The sequence below is a fragment of the uncultured Nocardioides sp. genome (assembly GCF_902805925.1).
In the GTDB taxonomy this organism is placed as follows: Bacteria; Actinomycetota; Actinomycetes; order Propionibacteriales; family Nocardioidaceae; genus Nocardioides.
In genome coordinates this window covers 1-17,025 of the sequence record NZ_CADCUP010000203.1, presented here as the reverse complement: position 1 = coordinate 17,025, position 17,025 = coordinate 1, and the positions used below count along the sequence as shown (strand labels likewise).

Genomic DNA, 17,025 nt, shown 5'->3' with positions numbered 1-17,025 from the left:
CGGGTGAAACCGCGCGGCCCCCGAGCCGGCGGCGTACCCGCGCGGTCCGCTCGGCCAGTCCCCACCGGGTGATCTTGCGCAGCGACTCGGTGGCCACCCGCCCGCTCATCTTGGAGTCCCCACGCACCCGCTCGACGAACTCGATGGGCACCTCGCGCACCCGCAGGCCGGCCGAGAGGACCCGGTGCGTCATGTCGGTCTGGAAGACGTAGCCCGTGGACTCCACGGCCGCCAGGTCGACAGCCTCCAGCGCATGGCGGCGGAAGAGCCGGTAGCCCGCCGTCGCGTCGTGCACCGACATCCCGATGAGCAGCCGGACGTAGAGGTTGCCCCCGCGGGAGAGCAGCTCGCGCCACCGCGACCAGTTCACGATCGAGCCGCCCGGCACGTAGCGCGAGCCGATGACGAGGTCCGCGTCGGCGAGCGCGTCCACGAGACGGTGGAGCTGCTCGGGCTGGTGGGAGCCGTCGGCGTCCATCTCGCCGATCACGTCGTAGCCGGCGTCCAGGGCCACCCGGAAGCCGTGCAGGTACGCCGCGCCGAGGCCGGCCTTCTCGGTGCGGTGGACGACGGTGACCGCCCCGTCGAGGGCCGCCAGCGCGTCGGCGATCTTGCCGGTGCCGTCGGGTGAGTTGTCGTCGACGACCAGGACGTCGAAGGTGGGCTGGGCGGCGCGCAGCCTGCCCACGATCCACTCGAGGTTGTCGGCCTCGTCGTAGGTGGGGACCACCATCACGGTGCGACGCTCGGTCGGGGCGGTCACACCGGCTCGCTCTGCGGTGCGCGCACGGGCTCCTCGGCGCGGGGCGGACGGGCCGCCTCCCGGCGCCGGGTGAGGGCGATGAGCAACCCCACCAGGGCCAGCGCGACGCACGCGCGACCGGGCCACGGGCCCATCCGCACCGCCGGCGTCAGCCCGTTGCGGAGCTCCACCTCGCGCACCAGCACGTCCTGGGTGCGGGCCGCGGCGGAGTCCAGCACGGTGCCCTCCGGGTCGATGACGCCCGAGACGCCGTTGACGGCCGCCACGACGACGTACCGCCCGGTCTCGAGGGCGCGCAGGCGGGTGATCTCGAACTGCTGCTCGATCTGGTTGGTGCCCATGAAGCTGGCGTTGCTCGTCTGCACGGTCAGCAGCTGCCCGCCCCGGCCGACCTGGTCGTGGATGCCGTCGTCGTAGGCGATGTCGAAGCAGATGGCGTCCGCCACGAGCACGCCGGCGACCCGCAGCGGCTCGACCCGGGTGCCGGCCGCCATGTCGCGCGGGATCAGCCGCAGCTGGCTGAAGTTGCCGGCGGGGAGGCTGTCGCGCCACGGGATGAACTCGCCGAACGGCACGGGGTGCCGCTTGGTGTAGCGCTCCCCCGCCCCGGTCACCGGGTCCCAGACGATGCCCTGGTTGAGCACCTCGTCCTCGGCCGGGGCGTCGACGATGCCACCGACGAGCACCGGCACCCCGACGGCCTCGACCGCCCGCCGGATGCCGGTGTTGACCTCGACGTCGCGGAAGGGGTCGACCGCCGTGGAGTTCTCGGGCCAGACGACGAGGTCGGGCCGCTCCACCTCACCGGAGGCCACCCGCTCGGCGAGCTCGACGGTCGCGTCGACGTGGTTGCCGGTGACCTCGCGGTGCACCGCCACCAGGTCGTTGCCGGTGCCGGGGACGTTGCCCTGGACGGCGGCGACGTTGACCGAGCCGGCCCGGTCGGTGGTCCAGGGCACCACGACGGCCGCCGCGACGGGCAGCAGCACCGCCGCGACCGCGACGAGCGCCGTACGCCGGCTCCGCCAGCCCCCCAGGACCAGCCAGGCCAGCGTGGTGCCGGACAGGGCCAGCAGCAGGCTGACCCCGGAGAAGCCGAACCAGGGCAGGGCCTCGGCCCAGGGGGTGCCGGCCACGGCGTACGACAGGCGCCCCCACGGCATGCCGCTGACGGGCCAGGAGCCGCGGATCGTCTCGATGGCCACCCACAGGAACGCGGTCCACACGGGCCAGGAGCGCAGGCGCATGAGGAGTGCGACGCCCGCGCCCAGCGGTGCGAAGAAGGCCGTCTCCAGCGCCGACAGCGACATCCAGGCATCGGGCCCGACCGCACGCATCCAGAACATCAGGAGAAAGCAGAAGGTGCCGCCGAACAGCAGGGCCGGCAGCCAGGCCCGCCGCGCCGGGAGGCCGTGCAGGCACACCAGGAGCACCGCCAGCGAGAGCGGGATGAGGACGACGAGACCGACTGGCTCGAACGCCAGCGCCAGGCCGACGCCTGCGGCCAGGGCGGCGAGACTCCGGAGCAGCACGGCGCCACGCTAACCGACGACCGGCTACAGCCGACGGAAGGGACCCGAGCCCTTCGGACCAACCCGGAGCCGACTGGGTGCCGGCGACGCGCTGTTGTCTACGGAGCAGGGGTCCCTTCCGTCTCCGCCCCCGCGACGCGGACCGACCTCCGTGGACCGGGTCGGCGAGCGATGGCTTCTCACCCACCGACACGACCACTCGGACGTCGGTCCACACGACACGGTCTGCACGGGCGGACCACGGAACTTTGCGATGCGCACCCGGCTCGTGTCAACAGGCCGCTGACCTGCGGCGATACGTGTCCGCGCAGGTCAGCGGTCTAGTCCAGCCCGACAGATCGAGCAGCGCGCGTCCGGCCCGGCGGCGTGTCCTCCGCGACACGCCGAGGAGGGGCGGACGCCTCAGGCGGGCCGGGCTGGCACGACGACCGTGCCGGTCGCGGACGTCGCCAGCAGCGGCTCCTCGAGCAGGCGGGCGGCGCCCGGGGCGTCCTTGGTGGCGGCGCCCCGGGCCACCACGTGCACGGCGAACTCCATGAGCCGCGAGCGGGTGCCGACGCCGACCAGCTCGCAGGTGATCTCCAGCACGTCGCCGGCGACGACGGGCGCGCGGAACTGCACCTCGGAGTACGACGCGAACAGTCCCTCGTCGCCGTCGGTGCGGATGCACATCTCGGTGGCCACGTCGCCGAAGAGCCCCAGCGAGTAGGCGCCGTCGACGAGGTTGCCGGCGTAGTGGGCGTGCGAGTAGGGGACGTAGCGCCGGTGGACGACGCGCTCCCCGACGACTGCTGCCATCAGAAGACCTTCCTGTCGCTCTGCTCGAGGGTCATGCGGTGGACGATGTAGGAGGCGACCTCGCCCGGGGTGGTGCCGCGGCTGAAGACCCGGTCGACGCCGAGCTCGCCGGCCATCGCCTCGTCGAAGCGCGGTCCGCCGACGACGAGCAGCGGCCGGGTCGCCGAGGGGTAGGCCTCGCGGAAGGCCGCCGACATCTCCCGGGTGTTGAGGAGGTGGGCGTCGCGCTGGGTGACCACCTGGGAGACGAGCACGGCGTCGGCCCTCTCCTCGTGCGCGGCCTCGACCAGCTGCGGGACGCTGACCTGGGCCCCGAGGTTGACCACCTTGAGCTCGCGGTAGTACTCCAGGCCCTTCTCCCCGGCGAAGCCCTTGATGTTGAGGATGGCGTCGATGCCGACCGTGTGGGCGTCGGTGCCGATGCAGGCGCCCACGACCACCAGCCTGCGCCGCAGCGAGCGCTTGATGGCGGCGTTGGCCTCCTTGGGCGTCAGCAGCGGGTAGTCGCGCTCGACGACCTGCACCTGGGAGGGGTCGACGAGGTGGTTGACCCGCCCGTAGACCACGAAGAACGTGAAGTCGGGGCCCATCGGCTTGGCGTGCACGACCAGGGCCGGGTCGATGCCCATCTTCCCGGCGAGCTGCGCGGCGGCACCCTCGGCGACCTTGGAGTGCGGCATCGGCAGGGTGAAGGACACCTGCACCATCCCGTCGCCCGTGGTGTCGCCGTACGGCCGGATGATCCTGCCGGCGGTCTCCTCGCTCACTTCTCCTCCAGGATCTCGCTGGCGGGGTTGTAGTAGCCCGCCGCCTTCGCAGCCACCCCGTCGAGGCCCCGACCCTTGTGGGCGGGACGCTTCATCAGGCCGAAGGTGCCGTCGGCGATGGCGTCGAGCAAGCCGTTCTCATGCCCCCTGATGTCCTGGAGCAGGCCGATGGACTCCCCCAGCACCTGGCGGGCCCGGGTGCCGATGAAGCCGTCGGGCTGCGGGCGGAAGTCCTCGTGCAGGTTGCCGGCGGCGCTCATCACGTAGCGGACGTTCTGCAGGGCGAGGTCGCGGTCGGAGAGCCACGGCGTCACCACGGCCTCGGTCATCATGCCGACGAGCAGGATGCCCTGGTCGGTCAGCGCGCCCACGAGGTTGAAGAAGCCGTCGAGCAGGTAGCCGCGGAACACGTCACCGGTCATGTGCCGGGTGGGCGGCATCCACTTCAGCGGCGCCTTCGGGAACAGGTCGCGCGCCAGCATGGCGTGGGCGAGCTCGAGGCGGAAGGAGTCGGGCACGTCGGGGTCGATCTCGAAGGCGTGGCCCAGCCCGAGCTGCCAGTCCTCGAGGCCGGCCTCCTTGGCGAAGTACTCGTTGAGCAGCTGGCTCGTCGTGACGGTGTGGGCGGCGTCGACGGCGTCGGCGGTGGTGAGGTAGTTGTCCTCGCCGGTGTTGATGATGATGCCCGCGCGGGCGTGGATCTGGCGGCTGAACCGCTGGTCGACGAAGGTGCGGATGGGATTGATGTCGCGGAAGAGGATGCCGTACATCGAGTCGTTGAGCATCATGTCGAGGCGTTGCAGGCCGGCCAGGGTGGCGATCTCGGGCATGCAGAGGCCCGAGGCGTAGTTGGTCAGCCGCACGTAGCGGCCGAGCTCCCGGCTGGTCTCGTCGAGCGCCTCGCGCATCAGCCGGAAGTTCTCCTGCGTGGCGTAGGTGCCGGCGAAGCCCTCGCGGGTGGCGCCCTCGGGCACGTAGTCGAGCAGGCTCTGGCCGGTGCTGCGGATCACCGCGATGATGTCGGCGCCCTCGCGCGCGGCGTTCTGTGCCTGCGGGATGTCCTCGTAGATGTCGCCGGTGGCCACGATGAGGTAGATCCAGGGCTTGCGCGGCGCGTCGCCGACCCGGGCGATCAGGCGCTCGCGCTCCCTGCGGCGGGCGTCGATGCGCCGGATCCCCGCGCCGACCGCCTTGCGCGACGCCGTCCGGGCGCGGGTGGAGTCCCTGCCCTCCGGCAGCCGGAAGCGCACGGACCCGGCGCCGGCCTTCTGCGCCAGGGTCGCCAGGTCGTCGGCCTCGCCGCGGACGAGCGCGTCCCACACCGGCAGTGCGATGCCGGACGCCAGGCCGCCCTGGTCGTGGAGGTCCGCGCGCACGGCGTCGGTGAGCCGGTTGACCCAGGGGATGCCGTCGGCGTCGGCGCCCGCCAGCCCGGCGAGCCGCAGCGTCGCGCGCTCGACCGAGACGGTGGTGTGCCTCTTGGCCGTGGTGACGATGGGGCGGCCGACGGTGCGCGCGAGGGCCCGCGCCTGCTTCACCTGGGCCGGATCGAGCTGGAGCTTGCCGCTCACTCGTGTGCCTTCCAGATCGTGGTGCCGGCCGCGAGCGTACGGCGGGCCGTGGGCAGGGGCAGGTCGGGGTGCAGCTCCGGCCAGCCGTCGGCGGCCAGGCCGCCGGGCACGTCCCAGACGGCCAGGTCGGCGCGTCGGCCCACCTCGAGTGCACCCGAGTCGTCGTCGCCCGCGGCGAACCAGCCGCCGGCGGTGTGGGCAGCGTGGGCCGCGGCGACGTCGAGGCGCTGCTGCTCGTCGTGGTGGAGGACGGCCGCGCGCACCGCGGCCCACCCGCCGACCGGGGTGACGGGCGAGTCGGAGCCGAACGCCAGGCGGGTGGCCGCGGCGAGGTCACGCAGCGGGTTCATGCCGCGCCATCGCTCCCCCAGCCGGTCGGCGTACATGCCGGAGGGTCCGCCCCACAGGGCGTCGAACATCGGCTGGACGCTGGCGAGGACGCCCAGCCGCCCGAGCACCTCGACCACCCGGCGCGAGGGCATCTCGACGTGCTCGAGGCGGTGCCGGTGACCGGCCAGCGACGCGACGCCCAGCGTGCGGGCGGCCGCCTCGAACCCGTCGGCGACGGCGTCCAGGGCGGCGTCGCCGATGCAGTGGAAGCCCGCCTGCAGGCCGGCCCGGCTGCACGCGACGACGTGCTCGGCGACCTGCTCGGCGGTCAGGTAGGCGTGGCCGCAGTGCGGGGAGGCGTCGGCGTACGGCGTGGCCAGGGCCGCGGTGCGCGACCCCAGCGCCCCGTCGGCGACCAGGTCGCCCGCGAGGCCGCGGACGCCGAGCTCACGCGCCTTGTCGACCGCGCCGAGCTGGCCCCAGTAGACGGTGGCGGCCAGCCCCCGCTCCTGGGCCGCGCGGCGCACCAGCGCGACCTCCGACTCAGGCCCGATGTGCGGGGCGGCGTTCTCGTGGAAGCCGGCGAAGCCGTGCCGGGCCAGCTCCCCACAGGCGGCTCGGGCCGCCGCGAGCCGCTGCTCGTCGCTCGTGCGCCCGGCCAGGGCGTCGCGGACGACGTGGTGGGCGGCGCGCTCGACGCGCCCGTCGGGGGTCCAGCCGGCCGCTACCGACAGCGCGGGCACGGTGGCCGCGAAGGCGTGGGAGACGACGGCCGAGTGGCCGTCGACGCGGGTCAGGTAGACCTCGCGGCCCGGCACCGCCCGCTCGATCTCGTCGGCCGTGGGCGGGACGGCCACCGGCCACCCCGACTCGTCCCACCCGTTGCCGACCAGCAGGTCGTGCGGGTGGCCCGCGGCGTAGGACGAGAGCAGGTCGAGCAGGTGCTCGCCGCTGGTCGCGCCGGTGAGGTCGAGCTGGGTGAGCGCGAAGCCGGTGCGGACCGCGTGCACGTGGGCGTCCACGAAGGCCGGTGCGACGAGGGCACCGTGGACGTCGAGGACCTCGTCGGCGCCGTCCCACGCCTCGTCGTCGGTGCCGACCCAGACGATCCGGTCGCCGTCCACCGCGACCGACGTGGCGGGCGAGCCGGCCAGCGTCGCGCCGCGCAGGAGGGTCCTCACCCGAGTCGTCCCTCGAACAGCCGGCGCACCCCGTCGTGGCCCCGCAGCAGGTCCATGGCGTACGCCGCGTGGCCGGGCAGGTAGCCGTTGCCGACCAGCATGGTCACGTCGGCGGCCACCCCCTCGGCGCCCAGGGCGGCGGCGGAGAAGGACGTGGCCATCGAGAAGAAGACGACCGTGCCGCGCTCGGCGGTGGCCAGGATCGCCCCGCCCTCGCAGCCGGGGACGTCGACGCAGACGACGGTCACGTCGGCCGGTCCGCCTGCCTGCACCACGGCGTCGCGCAGGGCGACGGGGTCGCGCGCGTCGGCGACCGCGACGGCGTCGGCGAGGCCGGCGTCGCGGAGCAGTGCGGCCTCCTGCTCGTGCGGCACGACGCCGATCGTGCGGGAGGCGCCCGCGTCGCGGGCGGCGGCGAGGCTCAGCGAGCCCGACTTGCCGGCCCCGCCGACGACGACGACCACCGGGGCGTCGTACTGCCGCACGACGCGGGCGGTGAGCGCCGGGGCGCCACAGACGTCCATCACCGACAGCGACAGGTCCCGGGGCAGGTCGTCGGGGACCACCGCGGCGATCGAGCGGCCGAAGAGCACGGCGTACCCGTCGCAGGGCACCTGCTCGGACAGACCGTCCCACGAGGCGAGGTCGTCCTCGATGACCAGCGGGGTGAGCGTCAGGGAGACCAGCGTGGTCACGCGGTCGCCCACCGCGAGGCCCAGCGGCGACTCCGGCCCCACCTCGTCGACGACGCCGACGAGCATGCCGCCGGAGCCGGTCTCGGGGTTCTGCATCTTGCCGCGCGCACGGATGATGTCCAGGACGCAGGCGCGGATGCGCTCGCCGTCACCGCCGTGGGTGCGCTCGAGCTGGCGGTACGACGCGGCGTCGAGGTTGAGCTTCTCCACCCGGATCCGCACCTCGTCGGGCCACAGCTCGCGACGGGTGTCGAGGCGCTCGGCGGCCTGGGGCAGCACCGAGCGGTCGTCGAGCACCCGGTGCAGCCCGGTGGGATCGCTCTGCACGGCTGTTCCTCCACATATCACTGGTTTAGACAGGAAATACTCCGGTGCGTTGATGTGCGGACCGGAGGATCTGTCGTCTACTCTGGCAGAGCCGTGGGGCGCGACACAAACGCCCACGCCGCCCACCCGACCCGCACACCCGGGAGCATCGCATGAGCATCGAGACGGCCATCGACCCTGTCCTTCCCTGGGGAGGGACCGGCCAGCCCTACCCCTACCAGCGGGTCGAGCTCGTCGAGCCGGACTGGACCAGGTTCCCGGGCTGGAAGGACGTCACCGCCGCGGAGTGGGCCTCGGTCCAGTGGCAGCGTGCGCACTGCGTCAAGAACCTCAGGCAGCTGCGTGAGCTGCTCGGCGACCTCGTCGACGAGCGGTTCTACGCCGACCTCGAGCGCGACCAGAACGAGCGCGCCACGATGTCGATGCTCGTGCCGCCGCAGATGATGAACACGATGGCGCCGTACGCCGTCCCGGCCGGCCCCGGGTCGCTCACCGACGCGTTCTACGCCGACCCGGTGCGCCACTACATGCTGCCGGTGTTCAGCGACCGCCGTACCGACTGGTCCTCGCACCCGCACGCCTCCCGTGACTCCCTGCACGAGCACGACATGTGGGTGGCCGAGGGACTGACCCACCGCTACCCCACCAAGGTGCTCGCCGAGCTGCTGCCGACCTGCCCGCAGTACTGCGGCCACTGCACCCGGATGGACCTCGTCGGCAACTCCACCCCGGTGATCGAGAAGCTGAAGTTCACCGCGAAGCCCGCGGACCGGCTCGGCGACATGATGGACTACCTGCGCCGTACCCCCTCGGTGCGCGACGTGGTGGTCTCCGGCGGCGACGTCGCCAACATGCCGTGGGCTCGGCTCGAGGACTTCCTCACCAAGCTGCTCGAGATCGAGAACATCCGCGACATCCGGCTGGCGACCAAGGCCCTCGTCGGCCTGCCGCAGCACTGGCTGCAGGACGACGTCCGCGCCGGCGTCGAGCGGGTCTCCCGCACCGCCCGCGCCCGCGGCGTCTCGCTGGCCATCCACACCCACGCCAACCACGCCAACTCGATCACGCCGATCGTCGCCGAGGCGTCCCGGGCGATGCTGGAGGCCGGCGTGCGCGACGTGCGCAACCAGGGCGTGCTCCTCAACGGCGTCAACGCCGACCCGCACGCGCTGCTCGACCTCTGCTTCAACCTGCTCGACGGCGCCCAGATCATGCCCTACTACTTCTACATGTGCGACATGATCCCGTTCTCGGAGCACTGGCGGGTCTCGGTCGCCGACGCCCAGCGCCTCCAGCACCACCTCATGGGCTACCTGCCGGGCTTCGCGACGCCGCGGATCGTGTGCGACGTCCCGTTCGTCGGCAAGCGCTGGGTGCACCAGCTCGCGGAGTACGACCGGGTCCGCGGCGTCTCCGGCTGGACCAAGAACTACCGCACCTCCATCGAGGCCGACGACCTCCAGGCGCTGGAGCGCACCTACCACTACTACGACCCGATCCACACCCTGCCGCCCGAGGGCCAGGCGTGGTGGGCCGAGCACGCCGACCTCGACGACGCCGCCCTCACCGCCGCCGAGATGGCGCAGGCCTCGCGCCGTACGGCGGCGTTGCAGGCGCACTGACGCTGTCGGGGATCGGCCGGGAGTGGGTCCGGGGGTCCGCTCGGCGGCTCATCGGCATGCCGATTGGTCCCAAACGACAGGTTCGGGGGCCCGACGCGTGCAGTTCGTGCCCAACCGGCACCCACACGCCCCGCCGACCCACCACGGGGCCGCCCACCTGCCGATTGGTCCCAAACGACAGGCTCCGGGGCCTGCGGCGTGCCGTTCGTGCCCAATCGGCGCCCTACGCCCAGCCGGCCCACCCCGGGTCCACTGATCTGCCGATTGGTCCCAAACGACAGGCTCCGGGGCCTGTGACGTGCCGTTCGTGCCCAATCGGCACCCACACGCCCCAGCCGATCGCCCGACCCGCCTACCTGCCGATTGGTCCCAAACGACAGACCCTGCACCCGCCGCGCCCCTCACCCCACCGGCCGGTTCTCGTACGGCGTGGAGAGCACGATCGTGGTCCGGGTGGACACGTTCGCCGCCGACCGGATCCGGGCGAGCAGGTCCTCGAGGTCCAGCGGGGTCCCCACGCGCACCTTGAGGATGTACGACTCCTCCCCCGCCACCGACCAGCACGACTCGAGCTCGGCGATGTCGCGGAGCCGCTCGGGCGAGTCGTCGGCCTGCGAGGGGTCGATGGGGCGGATGGAGATGAAGGCGGTCAGGGGCAGGCCGATGCCGTCGTGCGCGATCTGGGCGCCGTACCCCGTGATGAGGCCCCGCGTCTCCAGGCGCTTGACCCGCTGGTGGACCGCGGAGGTGGACAGGCCGGTGGCCTTGCCCAGGTCGGTGAACGACATCCGGCCGTCGGCGGCGAGCAGGCGCAGGATGTGCCGATCGGTGGCCTCGACGTCGTTCGTGCTCATGCCTGCCGAGGGTAGTGGCATGACAGGATCGCGCCGTGACCACCCGCGCGCCCCGCCTGATGCTGCTCGACACCGCCTCGCTCTACTTCCGGGCGTTCTTCGGGGTGCCGGACTCGGTGAAGGCGCCCGACGGCACCCCGGTCAACGCGGTGCGCGGCCTCATGGACTTCATCAGCCGCCTGGTCACCGAGTACGAGCCCACCCACCTCGTCTGCTGCTGGGACAACGACTGGCGCCCGCAGTGGCGCGTCGACCTGCTGCCGACCTACAAGGCGCACCGCGTGGTGGAGGAGAAGCCGGGCGACCGACCCGACCTCGAGGAGGTCCCCGACCCGCTCCAGGTGCAGGTGCCCGTCATCCTCGAGGTGCTCGCGGCGTACGGCATCTGCGTGGTGGGGGCCGACCACCACGAGGCCGACGACGTCATCGGCACCCTCGCCACCGGTGCCGGCATGCCGGTCGACATCGTCACCGGTGACCGCGACCTGTTCCAGCTGGTCGACGACGCCGCCGAGGTGCGGGTGCTCTACACCGCGCGCGGCGTGGGGAGGCACGAGCGGGTCACCAACCAGGTCGTGCGGGAGAAGTACGACGTCGACGCGCACCAGTACGCCGACTTCGCGACGCTGCGGGGAGACGCGTCCGACGGGCTGCCGGGTGTCGCGGGCGTCGGCGACAAGACGGCCGCCACCCTGCTCAACCGCTTCGGCGACATCCCCGGCATCATCGCCGCCGCGTCCGACCCCGACTCCGACCTCGCGCCCGGCCCGCGCGGCAGGATCAAGGCGGCCGCCGACTACCTCGCCGTGGCGCCGACGGTCGTGGCGGTCGTCCGCGACCTCGAGCTGGCCGAGCACGACGCCACGCTGCCCCGCACCCCGCGCGACCACGAGGCGCTCCTCGCCCTCGACAAGCGCTGGGGGCTGGGCGGCTCCGCCGTTCGCCTCGTCGAGGCGCTGCAGGGTCCCTCCGCCGACTGACTCCGTACGGTGGGGCCATGACCTCCATCGCCATCGTCGGGGGCCACGGCAACGTGGCCCGCCACCTCCACCCGATGCTCGTCGCCGCCGGCCACACCCCGGTCGCGCTGGTCCGCCGCGAGGACTACCGCACGGAGCTGGAGGGCCTCGGCGCACAGATGAGGCTGCTCGACATCGAGCAGGACGACGCCGCCGCGTTCGCCGGCGCCTTCGAGGGCTGCTCCGCGGTGGTGTTCGCGGCGGGCGGCGGCCCCGACGGCAACCTCGAGCGCAAGCGCACCGTCGACCTCGAGGGCGCCCTGAAGACCATCGACGGGGCCGGGCAGGCAGGCATCTCCCGGGTCGTCCAGATCTCCGCGATCGGCGTCGACGAGCCGCTCGGCGACGACGTGTCGCCGGTCTGGAGGGCGTACGTCGAGGCCAAGCGCGACGCCGACGCCGCCCTGCGCGACAGCGGGCTGGACTGGACGATCATCCGGCCCGGCCGGCTCACCGACGACCCGCCGACCGGCCGGGTGGAGCTGGCCCCGCAGACCTCGCGCGGCGAGGTGCCCCGCGCCGACGTCGCCGCCGTCGTGGCGGCCGTGCTCGACACCGGCGCCGGCATCGGCGCCCAGTGGGACCTGGTGGGCGGCGACACCGAGATCGGCGACGCGCTGGCCGTGCTCAGTCGGTGAGCGAGGAGTAGGACACGACCCCGCGCTTGAGCCGGCGTACGGCGTCACGGGCTACGCCGCGCAGCGGTGAGTCACCGGCGGCGTCGGCCACCTGGCCGGTGAGGTCGAGCAGCTGCTTCATCCAGCGCACGAAGTCACCCGCGGCCAGCGACGTGCCGCCGAGCACGTCGTCGAGGTCGTCGCCCTCCGCCCACCGGTAGGCCGCCCAGGCGAACCCCATGTCGGGCTCGCGCAGGAAGTCGAGCTTGTTGTCGCGCTCCAGCGCGTCCAGGTCGGCCCACAGCCGCACCATCTCCCCGATGACGTCGCGCACCCGTCCCCCGGGCAGGCGGGGCGAGGACGCGTCGTCGGCCCGGCGCGCCTCGAACACGAGCACCGAGAGCACCGCGGCGAGCTCGGAGGGGGTCAGGTCGTCCCACAGCCCGTGCCGCAGCGACTCCGCGGCGACGAGGTCCATGTCGGTGTAGATGCGCATCAGGTGACGTCCGCGGTCGGTGACCGTGTCGCCCTCGAGGTAGTCCAGCTGCGTGAGCACCGTGCACACCCGGTCGAAGGTGCGCGCCACGGTGTTGGTGCGCTGCTCGACCCGGCGCTTGAGCGTCTCGGCGTCGCGCTCCAGCTTGAACCACCGCTCCGCCCAGCGCGCGTGGTCCTCGCGGTCGGGGCACGCGTGGCACGGGTGCTGCTTGAGCTGGTTGCGCAGCGCGGTGATCTCGCGCTCGGCCCCGTCGTCGACCGGTGAGCCCCGCCGCTCCCGACGCGCCCGGAACGGCGGCGCCAGGTCGTGGGTGCGCGTGCGCAGCGCCGAGGCCAGGTCGCGGCGCATCTGGGGGTTGCGGCCGTTGAACGACTTGGGCACCTTCAGCCGCGCCACCGACTCCACCGGCTCGGGGAAGTCGGTCATCGCCAGCCGCCGGGCCTGCCGGTCGGCGGTCACGACGTAGGGACGCGGGTCGCCGTCGCCGGCCGCCCCGTTGTCGATGACGACGGCGTAGCCGGAGAACTTGCCCGCCGGCACCGAGATGACGTCGCCCGGTCGGAGCCTCGCCAGGGAGGCGGCCGCCTCGTCACGGCGGTCGGTGCGGCGGGTGCGGGCCGCGAGCTTCTCGGCGTCGGAGACGCGGCGGCGCAGCCCGGCGTACTCCATGAAGTCGCCGAGGTGACAGGTCGCGGCCTCCCGGTAGCCGTCGAGGGCGTCCTCGGCCTTGCGCAGCTGACGCGCCAGCCCCACGACGGCCTTGTCGGCCTGGAACTGCGCGAACGACTGCTCGAGGGTCTCGCGGGCCCGCTCCCGCCCGAACTGGTGCACCAGGTTGACCGCCATGTTGTACGACGGCCGGAACGAGGAGCGCAGCGGATAGGTGCGGGTGGAGGCGAGACCGGCCACCTCGCGCGGGTTCATCCCCGGCTGCCACAGCACCACGCCGTGGCCCTCGACGTCGAGCCCCCGCCGCCCGGCACGGCCGGTGAGCTGGGTGTACTCCCCCGGCGTGATGTCGGCGTGCGTCTCGCCGTTCCACTTCGACAGCTTCTCGATGACGACCGTGCGCGCCGGCATGTTGATGCCCAGGGCGAGGGTCTCGGTGGCGAAGACGACCTTGCACAGGCCGCGGACGTAGAGCTCCTCGACGATCTGCTTGAACGTCGGCAGCATGCCGGCGTGGTGCGCGGCGACGCCGCGGGTGAGGGCGTCGAGGAACTCGTGGTAGCCCAGCACGTTGAGGTCGTCGGTGTCGAGGTGGCTGCACCGCTCCTGCACGTAGTCGAAGATCGTGTCGCGCTCCTCGATGGACGTCAGCCGCACGTTGGCGTTGAGGCACTGCGTCACCGCGGCGTCGCAGCCGACCCGGCTGAAGATGAACACGATCGCCGGCAGCAGCCGCTCGCGCTCGAGCCGCTCGATGACCTCGACGCGGCTCGGGATCCAGACCCGCCGGCCGTTCCCGACCTGCTTGGGCCCGCCCTTCTGCCGCTTGTCGCGGGGGTTGCGGCGGTCGCGCATCCGGGTGCTGGCCCAGTCGTCGCGGGCGATCTTCATCAGCTCGTTGTTGACCGGGGCGCCCTCCTTGACGAACCCGGCGGAGGCGTCGACGTCGGAGGAGGCGAAGAGGTCGAGCAGGCGGCGTCCCACCATGACGTGCTGGAACAGCGGCACCGGCCGCTTCTCCTCCACGATCGTGGTGGTGTCACCGCGCACGGTCTCGAGCCACTCGCCGAACTCCTCGGCGTTGGACACCGTCGCCGAGAGCGACACGACGCTCACCGACTCCGGCAGGTGGATGATGACCTCCTCCCAGACGGCACCGCGCATCCGGTCGGCGAGGTAGTGCACCTCGTCCATCACCACGAAGCCGAGCCCCAGCAGCGTCTGCGAGCCCGCATACAGCATGTTGCGCAGCACCTCGGTGGTCATCACGACGACCGGCGCCTCGCCGTTGACGGTGTTGTCGCCGGTGAGCAGCCCCACCTGGTCGGCGCCGTACCGCGCCACCAGGTCGTTGTACTTCTGGTTCGACAGCGCCTTGATCGGCGTCGTGTAGAAGCACTTGCGGCCCGTGGCCAGGGCCAGGTGCACGGCGAACTCGCCGACCACCGTCTTGCCCGACCCCGTCGGCGCGGCCACGAGCACGCCGCGGCCCTCCTCGATCTCGCGGCACGCCCGCACCTGGAAGTCGTCGAGGGGGAAGGCGTACTGGCCGGAGAAGTCGCTGAGCACCGGGTGCCTGCGGTCACGTCGGAAGGCGGCGTACCGCTCGGCCGGGCTCAGCTCGTCGTCGTCTCGCACACTCATGGCAACACCTTCGACGCCCCGGGGGCGCTCTCGATCGTCACGGGCAGGGCGCCGGAGCGCTCACCGTCGGCGTACGCCACCATGCCGGGCGCCGCGACCCCGACTCTACGGACCCGGTGGTGCTCGGCTCGGCCCCTCCCCTCGATCGCCACGACGTGGAGGTACCCGTCATCGGGCGCGGCAGGCGCGGGGAGCGCTGGGCTCAGCCCTCGGAGCCTGCCCGCCGGGGCCCCCGCTCCCCGATGCGCAGGTGCGCGGCGTACCGCTCGGGTGCCGCCCCGACGGCCTTCGCGAGCCGGCTCACCGCGTCCAGCACCAGGTCGGCGCCGAACACGGTGCCGGGCACGGCCAGCACCAGGCGGTCGCCGTACTCCCCCAGCAGGACCTGTCCGTGCTGCCACGCCTGGTGAGCGGCCGCCCGGCTGGTGTCGCAGGTGACGGGCGCGGGGTAGGCCCGGTCGACGGCCAGCAGGTCGCAGACCAGGGCGCGGTCCGTGCCCGGGGAGGTCAGCTCGCCGCGCACGTGATGGCCCGTGCGGAGCCCGAAGTCGGCCGACCAGGTGACCTGGTCGGTGCCGAGCCAGTCGGGCAGGTCGAAGGGGTCGACGGTGAGGATCGGCTGCGGCTGCACCGCCTCAGCCTCTCAGATCGGCGAGACCTCGTCGTCGTCCCACTGCTCGGTGCTGCGCTCCTGCCGGCCGCGGACGCGGTCGATCGTGCGGGCCACGATCTCGGCGATCACGAACAGCACCAGCATCGGGACGGCCAGCGAGAGCATCGAGAACGGGTCGGTCGACGGCGTGGCCACGGCGGCGAAGATGAAGGTGCCGATGACGATCCACGGCCGGTAGCGGCCGATCGCCTTGCCGGAGACCACGCCGGCGAGGTTGAGCATGATGACGAAGAGCGGGATCTCGAAGGCGATGCCGAAGACCAGCAGCATCCGGGTCAGGAACGAGAAGTACTCGCCGAACTCGACCAGGTTCTCCAGCCCGCTCGGCGTGAAGCCGATGAGGACCTCCAGGCCGCGCGGCAGGACGTAGTAGCCCACGGCGACGCCCACGATGAACAGGGGCCCGGCGATCGCGACGAAGACGCGCGACCACTTCTTCTCCTCCGCCCGCAGGCCCGGCACGATGAAGCCCCAGATCTGGGAGAGCCAGTAGGGGCTGGAGAGGACGATCGCCGCGACGCCGCACAGCTTGAGCTGCAGCAGGAGCGGCCCCGTCGCGCCCTTCACGTACGCCTGCGTCTGGACGTCCGCCCCGAGCGCCTGGCGGGCGTCGTTGTAGGGCTTGAGCACCAGGTCGAGCAGCGAGGAGCCGGTGAGGGGCAGGGCGTTGTCGTAGAAGGGCAGTGCCGCGGCGAAGATGAGCAGCAGCAGCACCGCCGACCGGAGGAGCCGGGCGCGCAGCTCACGGAAGTGGTCGGTGAGGGCCATCCGGCCGTCGGCGCCGATGGGGTGGGCGGGGCGTCCGCTGAACAGGCCGAAGAGACCGCGGATTCTCACGGGTGCGGTGGCGTCGCTTGTCGTCAGGCGGTGGTGTCGCCGCGGTGCTCGCGGGCGATGCGCTCACTCTCGGCCTGGCGGGCGTCGACCTCGCGGGCCTCGAGCTCGCGCTGCTCCAGCGTCTTGGTGTCGTCGTCGTCATCGTCGCCGAGACCCTTGGTCTCGGCCTTGAAGATGCGCAGGGCACGACCGCTGCCGCGGGCGAGCTCGGGGAGCTTGGAGGCACCGAACATCAGGACCAGCACGGCCAGGATGATCAGCAGCTCGGTCGGTCCGAGACCGGCGATGAACGCGTACATGGTGTGGTGCTCGGGTCAGTCTACGCCGTGCTGCTGGTAGAGCCTGAGGGCACGCTGTGCAGTGGAGATGACCTCGTCGCCCAGGCGGGCCGGCGAGACCACCCGGGCGTGGGGCGCCAGCCTGAGCAGTAGACGCTCCAACCAACGTTCGTCGGCGACGAGGATCTGGATTTCAGATGAACCTCCGGCGAGCGGTCGGACCGACTCCACCGGGTAGTACTCCGGGACCCACTGGGCCGGCGGGTCGAGCTCCACGGTGACCAGCACGGAGGACTCCGCGCCGCGGAAGAACCCGTCCGTGACGTCCTTGGGCTCCTCCTCGTGCTCC

The 17,025-nt window shown here is 72.6% G+C and carries 16 protein-coding genes; 3 read left to right on the top strand and 13 right to left on the bottom strand.

Annotation, left to right across the window (positions count from 1 at the left end):
* From QZX64_RS14805 to QZX64_RS14775, 7 genes are all read right to left on the bottom strand, one after another.
* The coding region (locus tag QZX64_RS14805; RefSeq protein WP_295661285.1) for a polyprenol monophosphomannose synthase at positions 1-733 on the bottom strand (733 nt) is incomplete at its 3' end.
* Between the two features lie 26 nt (positions 734-759).
* On the bottom strand, positions 760-2,295 hold the full coding sequence (gene lnt / locus QZX64_RS14800; RefSeq protein WP_295661281.1) for an apolipoprotein N-acyltransferase: 1,536 nt from the start codon (positions 2,293-2,295) through the stop codon (positions 760-762).
* A gap of 402 nt (positions 2,296-2,697) precedes the next feature.
* On the bottom strand, positions 2,698-3,093 hold the full coding sequence (locus QZX64_RS14795; RefSeq protein ID WP_295661279.1) for a hotdog domain-containing protein: 396 nt from the start codon (positions 3,091-3,093) through the stop codon (positions 2,698-2,700).
* Positions 3,093-3,860, bottom strand: a complete 768-nt coding sequence (locus QZX64_RS14790) for an OAM dimerization domain-containing protein (RefSeq protein ID WP_295661277.1) — start codon at positions 3,858-3,860, stop codon at positions 3,093-3,095. The genes QZX64_RS14795 and QZX64_RS14790 overlap by 1 nt, the downstream gene beginning before the upstream one ends.
* Positions 3,857-5,431 carry a lysine 5,6-aminomutase subunit alpha gene (locus tag QZX64_RS14785; protein ID WP_295661275.1) on the bottom strand — a complete coding sequence of 525 codons (1,575 nt, stop codon included), beginning with the start codon at positions 5,429-5,431 and terminating at the stop codon, positions 3,857-3,859. The genes QZX64_RS14790 and QZX64_RS14785 overlap by 4 nt, the downstream gene beginning before the upstream one ends.
* Positions 5,428-6,942 carry an amidohydrolase gene (locus tag QZX64_RS14780; RefSeq protein ID WP_295661273.1) on the bottom strand — a complete coding sequence of 505 codons (1,515 nt, stop codon included), beginning with the start codon at positions 6,940-6,942 and terminating at the stop codon, positions 5,428-5,430. Before QZX64_RS14780 ends, QZX64_RS14785 begins: the two co-directional genes overlap by 4 nt.
* Positions 6,939-7,964 carry an L-erythro-3,5-diaminohexanoate dehydrogenase gene (locus QZX64_RS14775; RefSeq protein ID WP_295661271.1) on the bottom strand — a complete coding sequence of 342 codons (1,026 nt, stop codon included), beginning with the start codon at positions 7,962-7,964 and terminating at the stop codon, positions 6,939-6,941. The genes QZX64_RS14780 and QZX64_RS14775 overlap by 4 nt, the downstream gene beginning before the upstream one ends.
* Positions 7,965-8,116: 152 nt before the next feature.
* Here QZX64_RS14775 and QZX64_RS14770 point away from each other — a divergent pair, with 152 nt between their 5' ends.
* Positions 8,117-9,586 (top strand): KamA family radical SAM protein, encoded by a 1,470-nt coding sequence (locus QZX64_RS14770; RefSeq protein ID WP_295661269.1) that lies wholly within the window; start codon positions 8,117-8,119, stop codon positions 9,584-9,586.
* Positions 9,587-9,987: 401 nt separating this feature from the next.
* Here the strand turns inward: QZX64_RS14770 and QZX64_RS14765 are convergent, their stop codons facing one another.
* Positions 9,988-10,440, bottom strand: coding sequence for an Lrp/AsnC family transcriptional regulator (locus QZX64_RS14765; protein WP_295661266.1), 453 nt, complete (start codon positions 10,438-10,440; stop codon positions 9,988-9,990).
* Between the two features lie 59 nt (positions 10,441-10,499).
* On the opposite strand from QZX64_RS14765, the gene QZX64_RS14760 reads away from it, so the two are divergent.
* Both QZX64_RS14760 and QZX64_RS14755 read left to right on the top strand, forming a co-directional pair.
* Positions 10,500-11,420 (top strand): 5'-3' exonuclease, encoded by a 921-nt coding sequence (locus QZX64_RS14760; RefSeq protein ID WP_295661283.1) that lies wholly within the window; start codon positions 10,500-10,502, stop codon positions 11,418-11,420.
* 17 nt (positions 11,421-11,437) lie between these two features.
* Entirely contained in the window at positions 11,438-12,097 is a 660-nt protein-coding gene (locus QZX64_RS14755) for an SDR family oxidoreductase (protein ID WP_295661264.1), read from the top strand.
* On the opposite strand, the gene QZX64_RS14750 is transcribed toward QZX64_RS14755, so the two are convergent.
* The 5 genes from QZX64_RS14750 to QZX64_RS14730 form a co-directional block, all read right to left on the bottom strand.
* Positions 12,087-14,888 carry an RNA helicase gene (locus QZX64_RS14750; protein ID WP_295661262.1) on the bottom strand — a complete coding sequence of 934 codons (2,802 nt, stop codon included), beginning with the start codon at positions 14,886-14,888 and terminating at the stop codon, positions 12,087-12,089. The two genes, QZX64_RS14755 and QZX64_RS14750, sit on opposite strands and share 11 nt — an antisense overlap.
* A gap of 202 nt (positions 14,889-15,090) precedes the next feature.
* A complete protein-coding gene (locus QZX64_RS14745; protein WP_295661260.1) occupies positions 15,091-15,519 on the bottom strand; it encodes a hypothetical protein in 429 nt (142 codons plus the stop codon).
* Positions 15,520-15,531: 12 nt separating this feature from the next.
* The gene (tatC, locus tag QZX64_RS14740) at positions 15,532-16,398 is read right to left on the bottom strand and encodes a twin-arginine translocase subunit TatC (RefSeq protein ID WP_295661258.1); all 867 of its coding nucleotides are present in this window, start codon (positions 16,396-16,398) and stop codon (positions 15,532-15,534) included.
* Between the two features lie 23 nt (positions 16,399-16,421).
* The gene (tatA, locus tag QZX64_RS14735; RefSeq protein ID WP_295661256.1) at positions 16,422-16,697 is read right to left on the bottom strand and encodes a twin-arginine translocase TatA/TatE family subunit; all 276 of its coding nucleotides are present in this window, start codon (positions 16,695-16,697) and stop codon (positions 16,422-16,424) included.
* Between the two features lie 15 nt (positions 16,698-16,712).
* A partial coding sequence (locus tag QZX64_RS14730) for a WYL domain-containing protein (protein ID WP_295661254.1) occupies positions 16,713-17,025 on the bottom strand: 313 nt, incomplete at its 5' end.